Source organism: Lysinibacillus telephonicus (genome assembly GCF_039654155.1).
Classification (GTDB): domain Bacteria; phylum Bacillota; class Bacilli; order Bacillales_A; family Planococcaceae; genus Ureibacillus; species Ureibacillus telephonicus.
The window spans coordinates 2,839,651-2,853,108 of record NZ_CP155468.1; the positions used below are offsets into that span (position 1 = coordinate 2,839,651).

The following is a 13,458-nucleotide window of genomic DNA, read 5'->3' on the forward strand; positions in this document are numbered from 1 at the left end:
GAACTTTTTGGCAACGTCTGTGTACCCCACATCGTGTGTGAAACAACTAACAATCAGTGGAAAATACCCCACTGATTTGTAGGCTTCACTTTATTATTCGATTATATCATAATTGCAATCGGTTCACCCATCTTCACTGCATGACCTTTTTGGATATTTTCCGTAAAGTGAATAAAATTCTCCTCAAAAAGCATGACAACTGTAGAACCAAAAGAAAAATACCCTATCTCTTGTCCCTTTTTCCATGTTTTCGAAGTGTTGGTTAATTGTATTGAATTGACAAACATCGCCCCTACTTTAACAAGCGCAAAGTTTTTATTATTTTGATATTGGAGCTCGCTTATCATACGATAATTATGACTAATTGGTTTTTTCCCATAAGTAAGTCCTAATTGATTCACTGGGTAAGATTTTTTTCCAAGAACATATTGCCGAATTACTGTACCATCCAAAGGGCTATGAATTCTATGATAATTTGCTGGACTTAAATAAAAAACAATATAGTTTCCATTTTTATATTTTTCAGCAATTTGATCTTTTCCAAGTAAATCTTGCAACGTATATGGCTTATTTTTAACAGTAAAAACTGCATCACATTTTATCGTTCCAAATGCTTCAACCTTTGCATCAACAGGGCTGATAAATGTTTGCTCATGCAAATGTATCGGCCGAGCTCCCTCTTTTAATTGTCTTGTAAAAAAATCTTGTAAACTAGAAAAACTTTGCAGATCTCGTGAAACTTCTGATAGGTCAATTTCGTATACTTTACTGTATCTTTGAATAAAGTTTTTACTAAACGTGGAAGTTACAAGTCTTTTTAATACGAGGGAACTGTATTTTCCGTTCGTTAATTCAATTAAACGTTGGTAAATCTTCTCTTTCATACTGTACCCCCTAATAAAACATTTATATTCTTTACAATAATTTTAATGAAAGCGAAATTTTACAAAAACTTTGATTCACTTACAATTTACACTGTTTCGAAGTATAATATATAAATATATTTAGTGCAAAGGAGTGTTCCCCATGTTTCTTTTGCATATGGTGGATTCAACAGTTAAAAAAGTTAAATCTCAAGCTGCTAATTTGATTACAATTTTCAATTTATCGTTTGGTGGAGCTTCGATTATGGCGACATTAAATGAAGCCTATAGTTACAGCGTTCTATTTATCTTTATTGCTGCTTTTTTAGATCGCTATGACGGAAAAGTAGCACGGAAGCTAAATCAGGAATCCGAGCTGGGCAAACAATTGGATTCTATGGGTGATATTATATCATTTGGTGTAGCACCTGCTCTATTAATGTATGAAAATATATTGTCCGATTTTGGAATGGCCGGAATTATTTTGACAATTGTCTATATCGCCTCTGGAGCATTCCGTTTAGCTCGTTTTAATATAACTGAATCAACTGGGTATTTCGTAGGGTTGCCTATTACAGCAGCAGGAACTTTTTTAACGTTTTCCTATTTCCTTATTTCTTCAGTTGGACCACAATTTTATATGTTCTTATTCCCAATTCTTTCGGTTTTGATGATAAGTACATTTACATTAAAAAAAGTATAATTTTCAGTCGATGCATTTAACCAAGAGTGCATCGATTATTTTTTTGCGATATTATTGCTCTACATTTTCATTTTCTTGCCAACAACATCATATAATGTCGAAAAAGGCAGAAAGGATGACGTAACCTGAGCGGGATCTTTGCGTCAATTATGCAGCTTTGGTTAGATATTCCGACATTTTTAGGGTATTTAAAGGGGCAGGCTTTCCATAGACCATTTACAAAAGAAGAAGAAGCAAAATGCATAGAACGGTTTATGGCAGGAGATGAACAAGCGCGGCTAGATTTAATTGAAAGAAACATGAGACTTGTAGCACATGTCGTCAAGAAATTTCACCCACAGCATGAACAACTAGACGATTATATATCAATTGGTACAATTGGGTTGATGAAAGCGGTTAGCAGTTATACACCAGATAAGAAGACTAGATTAGCCACATATGCTGCACGTTGTATTGAAAATGAAATACTAATGCATTTACGGGCGCAAAAAAAAGTGCAAAAAGATGTTTCACTTTTCGAACCTATTGGAGTAGATAAGGAAGGACAATCTTTGCAAATCCGTGACTTGCTTCAGCTTGATGAACAGCCAGCAATCGATAAAATCGAACAAAAGGAAAGTTTTGAGCAGCTCTATTCTTATCTTAATACTTTGGAGCCTCGTGAACTTGAAATTATCGTCTATCGATATGGATTAAACAACAACGACCCCCTAACCCAAAAAGAGATTGCAAAAAAGCTAAAGATTTCAAGAAGTTATGTCTCACGCATTGAAAAAAGAGCTTTAGTTAAGCTATATCAGCAATTTAAACATAATCAAGCAGAGAAAGAATCGAAAAAAGCTGAAAATCAAACATATCGGGAATAATTACTTAAGCTTATAAAAAACAATTTACTTAGCTTTTCATCTGTTCATTGTATATGCCAATAAAAATATTGCTAACTAGAAATTGATTAAAAATTAGAGCTACCATACACGCCATTTTCTTACTACAACTATTTTTAAAGACAACTCCTAATGTTAAACTACTCTCTTTACTCTTGGCTGCTTAACAATTCATTTTGTTAAGCAGCCTAAATGTTTTTTACTCTCAGTATTCATACTAATTAATACTCGGCTTCATACTTCATAACTAAATATTTTTGCTCCATTTCGAATTTATTTTAGATTTAATTTGGTAATGTCTTCTATAATTTGAGAATATATTAAACCCCACACTTCTTATCAGCTATTTACTCACGCTTTCCAATGCGATAATCATCTTTAATCATGTTAACAGTCTCGGTTGTACAGGAGTGAATTTTACAGTAAGTTTGAAGCTAAAAAGTAAGGGGATACAACTTAACTTACGAAAAAACTTAATGTAACTGAATCAGCAATAACATTGTATGAAACTCTACTGTTTTTCAAAAATTTGTTATATATATGTTATAATAGTGTTATCAACTTTTAATAGGAATTGCAGTTATAGGGGGTGGAATTATTATGGAAGGCAATAAAGAGGGGACGAGACTATCTTTGAAGCATCAGATAATTGCTATTATCTCAATTGTAATCATTGGGTTAGCTATATTCCTATCAATAGATCTTTACATGGACCATAAATTCATAATGGAAATTTCCAATCAATGTTACGATATAAATGGGTTTCCAGTCGTAGAAAGAAGCTCTCTTTTTTCGGGCGATTTCACCTTCTCGTGTGAAAGGCAATAAAGAGGGGAACCCAAAGTTACACTCGGGCTCCCCTCTTTAACATAAACATTGTCTATAAAAACTTTTGGTTTTAATGATAAACTGAATCACTAGCTCCCATATAAATCACAATACCTAAAATAGTTGTAATCGCTACAGCACCCGCCATAATTAATAACATAGCAAATACCTCCTCTATGTGAATTTTTTAAAAATACCCTATACATCCATAATTATATATTACTGTGTATTTTTATTTACCGTCAAGGAAGTTTATGAACAAACGATGACGTTTATAATTTTTCAATCGTTTTTAATACAATTTCTGTAGAATGCTTTGCAGCAACAGGTAAAAATTCATCAAAACTAATATTTGATTCTTTTCCCGCAATATCAGATAAAGCACGAATAACAACAAATGGTGTATTAAATTGATAACATACTTGAGCTACCGCTGCAGCTTCCATTTCTACTGCTTTCATTTGTGGGAAATACTCTCTTACTTTTTCTACACGCTCTGGATTATTCATAAACGAGTCACCTGAGCAAATTAGTCCAACACCGTATTGATGTTCTCCAATTTCACTTACAGCTTCTGTTGCCAAGCCAATTAATCGTTTATCAGCTTCGAACGCAGCAGGCATCTGTGGCACTTGTCCCATTTCATAATTAAAGATTGTCACATCTACATCATGATGACGAACTTCATCGGAAATAACGATTGCACCTACTTCTAAATTTGAATCATAACCGCCTGCAGAACCAGTATTGATAACAATATCCGGTTTAAATTCATACAATAAAACGGTTGTAGACATTGCAGCGTTTACTTTTCCAATTCCACTTTTCAGCAGTACAACTTCTTTATCCTTATATGTACCTGTTGTATACTCACTATTTGCAATTGTAGCTACTTCAGTATTTTCCAGTGAATTTCGAAGTAGTTCCACTTCTTCTTCCATTGCACCAATTACAGCGATTTTCATTTTGTCTCCTCCAATTCTTGACACATATTTTAACATAAATAAAATATGGTCGTTCGTCAACGCTTATTGTTAATAGGTACCCTCCAGCTGTGAAAGTTTTTCTACTTTCGTTGGCTTCCAGCCTTCATTTTGCACCCATTCAATAAATATTCGATATTTTTCTGAACGATCGTTTGTAGAAACAACCGCTACAGAAGAATCTGCACTACCGTTATTTTTTACAGACCAATAAATAATATTATTTTCCTCAAGGTTTACTGCATTACGAAACGTTTCAAGCTTTTCTTCGTAATCAATATGTCCTTCTTCATAAGTTGAAATATGCTCTCCAGTCTGTTTAGTTGTGGTAGGTTTCCAATTGGGATCAATAATAACCTCATCTACATTTGGATCATCCGAGGACTGTACAATCTGTTGCGCCTGATTATTGTTTGGATCTTCTTCTACGGATTCATTATAATTCTTCTTTTGCTCCGTATCACCTGCAACCATATCATTAGTTTGTTCATTTTTCTCGTTATTTTGATTAGCAACATCTTCTTGTTCTTTTGTTTCATTTACTTGTGCTCTTTCATTTTCTTTATCATTATCATTATTAAAGACAGCAACAAGATTTAAAACTATAAGAATTGATACGACAGCGATTAATATATTTAAAAGGCGATCCATCTTTTTTCGCTTTTGACTACGTTGATGACGTTGTTTTTTTTCTGAACGTGTTGTTAAACTAGGTTCTTCATTAGACATGGGACATGAATCCTCCTTTGCCATAGATATCTTTTATTTTATCAATATTCGATAGTATAACACCATAAGTTCTGTCAATTTTTAATGTATTTGTTAAGCAAATAAAATAAATGAAAAGTATGAATTAAAAGGTATTTCCTTTTTTAAAAAATTTGAGCAACAATTAAGCCGCCTCAATAGTATATGAGGCGGCTTATGTTTGTTATGTCTTTCCATATCGATCGGCTATGTATAATAATTAGCCAGTTGAAAGGGACTATAATTATTTAGCTGTTTTAATGGAAACAATACGTACTTCCATATCTCCACCTGGTGTTGTTAACTTTACTATATCGTCAACTTTATGACCAAGCAACGCTTTCGCTATTGGAGAATCGTTAGAAATACGTCCTTCAAAAGGATCAGCCTCTGCAGAACCTACGATTGTGTACTCCTCTTCATCGCCATCCGGCAGTTCAACAAAAGTAACTGTTTTCCCTAAAGTAACGATATCACTTTGACCTTCTGCTTCTTCTATAATTATTGCATTACGCAGCATTGATTCAATTGCAGAAATTCGTCCTTCAACGAAACCTTGTTCTTCTTTAGCAGAATCGTATTCAGAGTTCTCAGATAAATCTCCAAAACTACGGGCAATTTTTATGCGTTCCACAACTTCTTTACGCTTTACAGTTTTTAAGTGTTCTAATTCTTCCTCTAATTTTTGTTTCCCCGCTAAAGTCATTGGATATTGTTTTTCATTTGCCAAAACATTTCACTCCTTAACTACTCACAATAATTTTACTTGAAACAATACTATACACCTTATTATTAATAATGCAATCGTTTTCTTTAAGATGTAATAAGAAAACCCGGTTAGTAGTTAAGCATATGAGGCAAAAATGACTAATAGAAGCTGTTTTTGTCCACTTAACTAGTAACCGAATTTTATTGTTTAATGTTATTTAATAAATTAGAAAAGGTACTAAATTATTCCAATACCTTCTAATCATATTACACTATTGTCATTGTTTCAAGAATTGTTTTAATTTTTGTTACCATTAAATCGATTGCTACTTCATTTTCCCCACCTTCAGGAATAATGACGTCTGCATATCGTTTAGTTGGTTCTATAAATAAGTTATGCATTGGTCGCACTGCAGTTAAATATTGTTCGATTACAGAATCAATTGTTCTTCCTCGTTCCTTAATATCCCGCTCAATGCGACGAATTATACGTAAATCGGAATCTGTATCTACAAACAATTTTATATCCATTAAATCACGTAACCGTTTATCTTCCAATACTAAGATTCCTTCTAGTATAATAACATCTTTTGGTTCAACATGTATAACTTCTTCAGCACGAGTATGATTTACGTAATCATATACTGGTTTTTCAATCGGTTTTCGTTGCAGCAAATTGTTTAAATGCTCAATTAATAAATCATTATCAAAGGCTAACGGATGGTCATAATTTGTCTTTAATCTTTCTTCAAAGGTTAAATGACTTTGATTTTTATAATAAAAGTCTTGTTCAATTACAACTACTGAATGCTCTCTGAAAACATCATAAATGGCATGTGTTACGCTCGTTTTCCCCGAGCATGAACCTCCTGCAATCCCGATTACTATAGGACGCTTTTTTGACATTTATTTATTCTCCTTTCGCATCATGTTGTATTTGAACAACGGACGCTCTACTTTAAATTTTACAATTTGTAATGGATGATTTGCTACTTCAATTTCATTATCCTCTTCATCCCAAATTTGACCGACTTCCATTTTGAACGACTCAATATCAGGCCCGAAGAATTCAATCGTATCACCTGGTTTAAAGTAATTTCGCTGTTGTAGTGTAACCATTTGAGTTTCAGTATTATAGTCAAGTACAAGTCCAGCGAAATCCCATTTCAATTTTGCAGCATGGGAACCAAACATTTGTTGTTTGTAGCTTGGTTCACCTTCGAAAAAGGCAGAAGCTGTTGCTCGGTTTGCACATCGATCAAGTTCCTCTAACCATTCTTTTTTAATTTTAAAGTTTTCAGGATCTGCACAATATGCATCAATTACTTTGCGGTAAACAGAAATAACTGTTGCCACATAGTGAATAGATTTCATACGACCTTCTACTTTTAAAGAGTCGATGCCTAGCTCAATCATATGCGGGATTGATTCAATCAATTTCAAGTCTTTAGGACTCATTGCAAATGGAGCATCACCTTCGTTAAATAAAGCGTTTTCTTGTCCATCTACATTTTCATATAAATCGTAGTCCCAACGACAAGATTGGCAGCAACCACCACGGTTAGAATCGCGTGCCGTCATATGGTTGGATAACACGCAGCGTCCAGAGTAAGCAATACACATCGCACCATGCACGAATGCTTCAATTTCAATATCTACTTCCTCTTTCATCTTTCTCATTTCTTCTGCACCGACTTCACGGGCTAACACTACGCGATGAAGTCCTTCTTGTTTCCAATACTTCACGGCTTTCCAGTTAGATAATGATTGCTGTGTAGAAAGGTGGATTTCTAACTTAGGTGCTACTCTGCGGCATGTTTCAATAATAAGTGGATCAGCTACGATAATCCCTTTTACTCCAGCACCTTCTATTGCTTGAAGGTACTCTTCTAGACCGGCCATGTTCTCATTGTGTGCAAAAATATTTGTTGTTACATATACGACTGCTCCGTATTGTTTTGCAAACTCTACACCTTCACGCATCTCTTCAATTGTGAAGTTATCTGCATTTGAGCGCAACCCGAATTCTTGACCGCCAATAAATACTGCATCCGCCCCATAATGAACGGCTACTTTTAATTTTTCTAAGCTGCCAGCAGGTGCCAATAATTCTGGTTTTTTAGTTATTACACGCTTACCATTAACGGTTTCACGAATTTTTTCATTTTCAATTAACTGTAACAATTCAAAGCCTCCGATCTTAATAAACTGTTTCTTTGAAGATAAATCCAGTATCTAATGGACGGTTAGCAGGTTGAATTTCTTCTATTTTTGCTAATAGCTCATCCTTAATTGCTTCATAAGCATCTTCACCTTTATCAAAGTAAGCATCAATTGCTTGTCGGTAGCAATTTGTTGTCGTAGTGATGTAATCTTCGCTTTGAAGCACTCCATCAAATTTTAATGAATCAATTCCACCTTCGAAAAGTTCCGTTAATTCATCAATTAAACACATATCATTTGGTGAAAAAATATGTGTACCGTTTAAGTCTTCGTAAATTGGATATTTATTTTTTCTCTCTTTGTCATGTAAGAACATGTTTTTATTTTCTTTACGATTTTCTACTTCCATTACTTCATTACGATATAAGAAATAATTTCCTAATAAAGAGCGTTTTGATTGGAACATACATGTCATGCCATGTACTTGAACTTCAATTTCTGGTCTTGCATTTTCTTTTATTTCTAACACTTCATCTAATGAAAGTTCACGAGCAAGCACCGCGCGTTTTGCTCCACGATCAGCCCAATAATTTGCTTGGAACCAGTTTGTAGCAATTGTTTCTGGATTCCAATGCAGCGGAATAGTTATGCCTAATTCACGAACTGACACCACAACGGCAGGATCACCAAAAATAAGTGCATCTACACCGATCCTTTGCATTTCCTTTAAATAATCATCTAAAGCATCTAGACGATCATTATGAAATAATGCATTAACTGCTACATATACTTTTTTGCCAGCTTCATGTATTAATTTTGTTGCTTCTTCAACTTGTGAAACTGAAAATTCACCAGCTAATCGCAAACCAAATTTTTGTTCACCAATTACAAATGCATCTGCACCTGCTTCAATTAATGCCTTAATATGCTCTATTGACTTAGGTGTTACTAATAATTCAGGTTTTTTCATTTAACGTCACCTCTTCAAACAAATTAATAAGCCGTCACCAATGGGGAAAAACGTACTATCGTATTCAGGACGCTGCATAACCCATTCAGTAAAAGTTTTTAAATTACGAATCATTGTTCTTTTTCTACGGGGTACTTCCTTTATATCTAAATTCGATAGCCCATGCATATACATATTATCGATATACAAAACACCACCTGATGGTACAAGCGGCGAATACTTTTCAAAAAAGCGCATGTTTTGACCTTTTGCAGCATCAATAAAAACAGCATCAAAAGTAGATTGAAATTTTTCAACATCCACTTCCAACGCATCACTCTCAATTATCGTAATTCGATTTGCTGCTTCCGAACGAGCAATAAATTGCTTCGCAGCCTGCAAACGTTCGTGATCCCTTTCAACTGTGACAACTTTACAATGCGGTAAAGCAGTTGCCATTCGTAATGCCGAGTATCCAATTGCTGTACCTATTTCTAATATTTTAGAAGGGTTTTGAATGCGTAGAAGCTGTATTAAAGCATCAATAGCAGGTAATTGCATAATCGGCACATGATGTTCTTTTGCATACGTTTCCATTTCGATTAACAATTCATTGCGCGGCTGAATAAAGGATTCAATATATTCTTTAGAAAATTCCATTGTGCGAACCCCTTTTAAATTAGGATAAAATTAATGTCTAAAAAAGAAAAAAGACCAAACGATTTGTTGGCACAATTTAATCATTACTATATGATTTGAAAAACACGATTTATTAAGAAAAACGCAAGCGACCTGTTTCGCTACGCGTTTGCTAACATCCCAACATGTTTTTGACATGACTCGCGTTGCATAAACCCAAAAGCAAGGTACCGAACAGATAAGCTTTTTCCGTTTTAATAGGGACGCAAATTACCCAATCGGCTGAGCGGCTGTAGACACTTACAAAAAATCACAACTTCTTACCTGGTAATAATCGATGTTTTCCTTACTGATACCAGTAAATTGTATTTTCCTAATCAGTACAAAAAATCACAATTTATAATATCATGAAAATAGAAGGAAAGCGAATAATCTTTATGACAAAATCGTAGAAAATTGCTTTACCTTCTTTAGAGAGGAATTTGGATCAAATTTACGTGTTTAAGTTAAGAATAAAAAACTATTAACTTAATCAAGTAGCTCTTACATCTCCTTTGCAAACTGCCGAAAAAAGAGAAGCAAGTATACGGTAATTACCGCATACTTAGCTATATGCTCAAGCACGAATACAATGATGTAGTGCTCTATTATTACTTAATGGGATTGCCTCTTGCTAAACCATCATAACTATTATTGTATAAATTCATCTACATTTTGCAAATGTTCTTCATAAGTTTTTGCAAAATGATTATTACCTTCTTTATCAGCTAAGAAATAAAGGTAGTCTGTATCTGTTGGATTTAATGCAGCTTCTATTGAAGTTTTTCCTGCGTTTGCAATAGGACCTGGTGGTAGACCAGTATTTTTATAAGTGTTGTATGGATTTTCCACTTCCAAATCCTCGTATAATACCCGCTCTTTATGATTTCCTAATGCATATAAAACAGTCGGATCTGTTTGTAATGGCATATCGATTTCTAAACGGTTATAAAATACACTTGCAATCGTTTCACGATCTGTCTGGGCAGTCGCCTCTTCCTCTAAAAGCGATGCAAAAGTAAGCAACTCATGCACGGACATTTGCTTTTCCTCAAGAATTGGGCGGTATTCAACAACAATATCATTTGTTTGGGAAATCATTGTTGAAATAATTTCTTCTAATGAAGGATGTTCTTCATAAAAGGAATAGGTTGCTGGATATAGATAGCCTTCAAGTGTAAAACGAATATTGCCATCCATAATTTCTTCTGTTAGCAATTCAGGATAAGTTCCCATCATTGCTTCGATAAATTGGCTATCTGTAACTTTTTCCATAAATTGAGCCGCAGTATACTCTGTATTTTTTTCGATAATGTTAGAAATTTGTTCAAGTGTTAATCCTTCTGGAACTGTAACTGTAAAAACAGGTTCACGGTATACTTTTCCAGTCTTCAAGCTTTCAATAATCTCGTCTAATGTCATCGCCTGAGTCATAGTATAATTGCCAGCTTGGAAACTTGTCTCATTTTTAAATTTTGTATAGTATTTAAAAATACGTGCATCTTTAATAACACCATTAGTTTCTAGTATTGTTGCAATAGTGTTTAACCCTGAGCCCATTGGAATTTCTACCGGAATTTCAGTAGTTGCTTCCGGATCTAGTGGTTCTAATGCAGATTTTACATAAAAGTATCCGCTAACCCCTACAATACCAACAATTAATAGTACAACAAGCGTTACAATTCCTACAATACGACGTACTACTTTTCCTTCTTTTTTACGTTCCTTCATCTTTTTAATCATCTCATGCTTTTTAGATTCCACCGATGTACCCCCTCATATCTCCTAATATGATACAAGAAAATACTGTAAGTGACAATATAACACATCTCTTTCACGTTAGAGACCTGTTATAACTGTACTGAAAGCATAGCACCAAGCACAACATTGAACTCTTTTTAATTAGTTTAAAAGTGGCATGTGTCTGTCTATGTCGAAGTCCAATAAAAAAACGCCAAGACAACGATAATTGCCGCAGCGTTTTATAAATTTTTATTGATTTATAAATTCTAGCTCTTTTTCAACCTTCGCCCACTCTTCATCACTTTCAATAGGTAAAAGTTCTTCCACTTCCCCATTTTCACCTGCAATATAGGCTGCAGCAAAAATTTCACCATCTTCGTCTTGGTCAGCAAACGTATAAAGAATGTAAGATTTATTAAAATCCTTTAGTTCAAAGCGGTGAAGCACCTCACACTCGATTTCTTCACCATTTTCATCTGAAATCGTGAAGTAATCTGCTTCATCTTCATCACCAAATTCGGCAATTAGAGTGTTTAAAACTTCTTCCACCATATCCCACTCCTCTTCTGTTTCAAGAGGGGTAAAGTGTGTCATTTTGCCATCCTCATCCACTTCATAGCGAAGTGCTGTAATTTCTTCACTTTCATTTCCATCTTCATCGACTATGGAATATAGCACATATGAAAAATCATCCGTGTCGAATGTAAACACAACTTTACATAACTGTTCTGAACCATCTTCCAATGATACTTTAAAATATTGTTCGTCCATTTTCGATCCTCCTAATAGTTAAAAAAGGTAGGCATTTGAATTTGCCTACCTTTTATTTTACTCAAAATTATTCTTCTTCATCATCAAATTCATCTTCAAGTGCATTTAACACATCTTCAATTAAATCCCATTCAGCTTCAGTTTCAATAGGTTCTAATTCCCCATCTTCACCATTTTCAGAAGGAACGAATGATGATGCAAAAATTTCAATTTGCCCTTCGTCATCTTCTTCAGCACCTACTAAAGAATAAAGTACATATGATTTGCCGAATTCTTCTGAGTCAAAAGTGTGAAGTACTTCGCAAAGTTGTTCGTTGCCATTTTCATCTACAATTGTAATATGTCGATGTTCTTGTTCATGATCGTGTTCATGTCCCATTATTGGTCACCTCTTCATTATGTTTAAAACTTGCTGCATTTTATGCACCAGGTTTCTTTTACCCCTGTCGCATTCGCTCTCGGGGCAGAGTTTTTGCCCCTTCCGCTTTGCTTTCGGGGCAGATTCTTGCCCCTGTCGCTTTGCTTTCGGGGCAGAGTTTTTGCCCCTGCCGCTTCGCTTTCGGGGCAGATTCTTGCCCCTGCCGCTTCGCTTTCGGGGCAGATTCTTGCCCCTGTCGCTTTGCTTTCGGGGCAGATTCTTGCCCCTGTCGCTTTGCTTTCGGGGCAGAATTTTTGCCCCTGCCGCTTCGCTTTCGGGGCAGAGAATTAAACTTTGCTTTTTGCAAAGTTTAATTCTTGCTATCTAAGTATCCTTGTAGGATCATAACAGCCGCCATTTTGTCTATTACTTTTTTGCGTTTTTTGCGGCTTACGTCTGCTTCTATTAGCATTCGTTCCGCGGCCATAGTTGTTAGACGTTCGTCCCAAAGTTTCACAGGCAGACCGAATGTCTCTTCCAATAATTTTTTATAATTCTCAGAAGCTTCACCTCGTGGACCTACTGTATTATTCATGTTTTTCGGATATCCTACTACAAATTCTGTAACAGCATATTCCTTTACAAGCTCTTTTATACGTTCTATACCGTAATCGCCTGTTTCTTCATCAATTTGTACAGTTTCAATCCCTTGAGCCGTCCAGCCTAATGCATCACTAATAGCTACGCCGACTGTTTTTGAACCGACGTCTAAACCCATAATTCTCATATAGTTATTATGCCTCGTTATTCTTCCTAATATAAAATTTCACAAGCTCTTCAAGTATTTCGTCCCGTTCAAGCTTACGGATTAAATTACGTGCGTCCTGATGGCGAGGGATGTATGCCGGATCACCAGATAAAAGATATCCTACAATTTGATTTGTAGGGTTATACCCTTTCTCTTCTAGTGAAGAGTACACCTTCAACATCACTTGCTTAACTTCTTGTTCCATTGATTCTTCCGGGAAACTAAATTTCATTGTTTTATCAAACGAACTCAAGACCAGCACCTCGCTTTCA

15 protein-coding genes are annotated in these 13,458 nt (G+C 35.1%); 2 read left to right on the forward strand and 13 right to left on the reverse strand.

Going from position 1 to position 13,458, the window contains the following annotated elements; translation table 11 throughout:
• Window positions 1-101: 101 nt before the first annotated feature.
• Window positions 102-884: a phosphatidylserine decarboxylase gene (locus tag MKY04_RS13740; RefSeq protein WP_126292807.1), complete on the reverse strand. Its 783-nt coding sequence runs from the start codon at window positions 882-884 to the stop codon at window positions 102-104.
• 142 nt (window positions 885-1,026) lie between these two features.
• Here MKY04_RS13740 and pssA point away from each other — a divergent pair, with 142 nt between their 5' ends.
• Together pssA and sigK are read left to right on the forward strand one after the other, a co-directional pair.
• Complete coding sequence (gene pssA, locus MKY04_RS13745; protein ID WP_126292808.1) at window positions 1,027-1,566, forward strand: CDP-diacylglycerol--serine O-phosphatidyltransferase; 540 nt, start codon at window positions 1,027-1,029, stop codon at window positions 1,564-1,566.
• 125 nt (window positions 1,567-1,691) lie between these two features.
• Window positions 1,692-2,432 carry an RNA polymerase sporulation sigma factor SigK gene (gene sigK / locus MKY04_RS13750; protein WP_126292809.1) on the forward strand — a complete coding sequence of 247 codons (741 nt, stop codon included), beginning with the start codon at window positions 1,692-1,694 and terminating at the stop codon, window positions 2,430-2,432.
• A 1,118-nt stretch (window positions 2,433-3,550) separates the two neighbouring features.
• Here sigK and mtnN read toward each other — a convergent pair.
• From mtnN to MKY04_RS13810, 12 genes are all read right to left on the reverse strand, one after another.
• Window positions 3,551-4,243 (reverse strand): 5'-methylthioadenosine/S-adenosylhomocysteine nucleosidase, encoded by a 693-nt coding sequence (mtnN, locus tag MKY04_RS13755; protein WP_346234593.1) that lies wholly within the window; start codon window positions 4,241-4,243, stop codon window positions 3,551-3,553.
• A 69-nt stretch (window positions 4,244-4,312) separates the two neighbouring features.
• Window positions 4,313-4,990, reverse strand: coding sequence for a YrrS family protein (locus tag MKY04_RS13760; protein WP_185807622.1), 678 nt, complete (start codon window positions 4,988-4,990; stop codon window positions 4,313-4,315).
• 262 nt (window positions 4,991-5,252) lie between these two features.
• Window positions 5,253-5,738 (reverse strand): transcription elongation factor GreA, encoded by a 486-nt coding sequence (greA, locus tag MKY04_RS13765; protein ID WP_126292812.1) that lies wholly within the window; start codon window positions 5,736-5,738, stop codon window positions 5,253-5,255.
• Between the two features lie 245 nt (window positions 5,739-5,983).
• On the reverse strand, window positions 5,984-6,622 hold the full coding sequence (gene udk / locus MKY04_RS13770; RefSeq protein ID WP_126292813.1) for a uridine kinase: 639 nt from the start codon (window positions 6,620-6,622) through the stop codon (window positions 5,984-5,986).
• Complete coding sequence (locus MKY04_RS13775; protein ID WP_185807624.1) at window positions 6,623-7,888, reverse strand: peptidase U32 family protein; 1,266 nt, start codon at window positions 7,886-7,888, stop codon at window positions 6,623-6,625.
• A gap of 28 nt (window positions 7,889-7,916) precedes the next feature.
• Window positions 7,917-8,849: a peptidase U32 family protein gene (locus MKY04_RS13780; protein WP_126292815.1), complete on the reverse strand. Its 933-nt coding sequence runs from the start codon at window positions 8,847-8,849 to the stop codon at window positions 7,917-7,919.
• Window positions 8,850-8,855: 6 nt separating this feature from the next.
• A complete protein-coding gene (locus MKY04_RS13785; RefSeq protein ID WP_126292816.1) occupies window positions 8,856-9,488 on the reverse strand; it encodes an O-methyltransferase in 633 nt (210 codons plus the stop codon).
• A 669-nt stretch (window positions 9,489-10,157) separates the two neighbouring features.
• Window positions 10,158-11,249, reverse strand: a complete 1,092-nt coding sequence (gene mltG / locus MKY04_RS13790) for an endolytic transglycosylase MltG (RefSeq protein ID WP_126292837.1) — start codon at window positions 11,247-11,249, stop codon at window positions 10,158-10,160.
• Between the two features lie 249 nt (window positions 11,250-11,498).
• A complete protein-coding gene (locus MKY04_RS13795; RefSeq protein ID WP_126292817.1) occupies window positions 11,499-12,020 on the reverse strand; it encodes a DUF1292 domain-containing protein in 522 nt (173 codons plus the stop codon).
• Window positions 12,021-12,087: 67 nt separating this feature from the next.
• Window positions 12,088-12,399 (reverse strand): DUF1292 domain-containing protein, encoded by a 312-nt coding sequence (locus MKY04_RS13800; protein ID WP_126292818.1) that lies wholly within the window; start codon window positions 12,397-12,399, stop codon window positions 12,088-12,090.
• Window positions 12,400-12,748: 349 nt separating this feature from the next.
• Window positions 12,749-13,165: a Holliday junction resolvase RuvX gene (ruvX, locus tag MKY04_RS13805; RefSeq protein ID WP_126292819.1), complete on the reverse strand. Its 417-nt coding sequence runs from the start codon at window positions 13,163-13,165 to the stop codon at window positions 12,749-12,751.
• 7 nt (window positions 13,166-13,172) lie between these two features.
• Window positions 13,173-13,439 carry an IreB family regulatory phosphoprotein gene (locus MKY04_RS13810; protein ID WP_036176121.1) on the reverse strand — a complete coding sequence of 89 codons (267 nt, stop codon included), beginning with the start codon at window positions 13,437-13,439 and terminating at the stop codon, window positions 13,173-13,175.
• Window positions 13,440-13,458: the final 19 nt, after the last annotated feature.

What these genes read in the sequence shown, in the direction of transcription:
- MKY04_RS13740 (WP_126292807.1), bottom strand. Translation starts at nt 884, where the DNA reads ATGAAAGAGAAGATTTACCAACGTTTAATTGAATTAACGAACGGAAAA.
- pssA (WP_126292808.1), top strand. Translation starts at nt 1,027, where the DNA reads ATGTTTCTTTTGCATATGGTGGATTCAACAGTTAAAAAAGTTAAATCT.
- mtnN (WP_346234593.1), bottom strand. Translation starts at nt 4,243, where the DNA reads ATGAAAATCGCTGTAATTGGTGCAATGGAAGAAGAAGTGGAACTACTT.
- MKY04_RS13760 (WP_185807622.1), bottom strand. Translation starts at nt 4,990, where the DNA reads ATGTCTAATGAAGAACCTAGTTTAACAACACGTTCAGAAAAAAAACAA.
- udk (WP_126292813.1), bottom strand. Translation starts at nt 6,622, where the DNA reads ATGTCAAAAAAGCGTCCTATAGTAATCGGGATTGCAGGAGGTTCATGC.
- MKY04_RS13780 (WP_126292815.1), bottom strand. Translation starts at nt 8,849, where the DNA reads ATGAAAAAACCTGAATTATTAGTAACACCTAAGTCAATAGAGCATATT.
- MKY04_RS13785 (WP_126292816.1), bottom strand. Translation starts at nt 9,488, where the DNA reads ATGGAATTTTCTAAAGAATATATTGAATCCTTTATTCAGCCGCGCAAT.
- mltG (WP_126292837.1), bottom strand. Translation starts at nt 11,249, where the DNA reads ATGATTAAAAAGATGAAGGAACGTAAAAAAGAAGGAAAAGTAGTACGT.
- MKY04_RS13795 (WP_126292817.1), bottom strand. Translation starts at nt 12,020, where the DNA reads ATGGACGAACAATATTTTAAAGTATCATTGGAAGATGGTTCAGAACAG.
- MKY04_RS13800 (WP_126292818.1), bottom strand. Translation starts at nt 12,399, where the DNA reads ATGGGACATGAACACGATCATGAACAAGAACATCGACATATTACAATT.
- ruvX (WP_126292819.1), bottom strand. Translation starts at nt 13,165, where the DNA reads ATGAGAATTATGGGTTTAGACGTCGGTTCAAAAACAGTCGGCGTAGCT.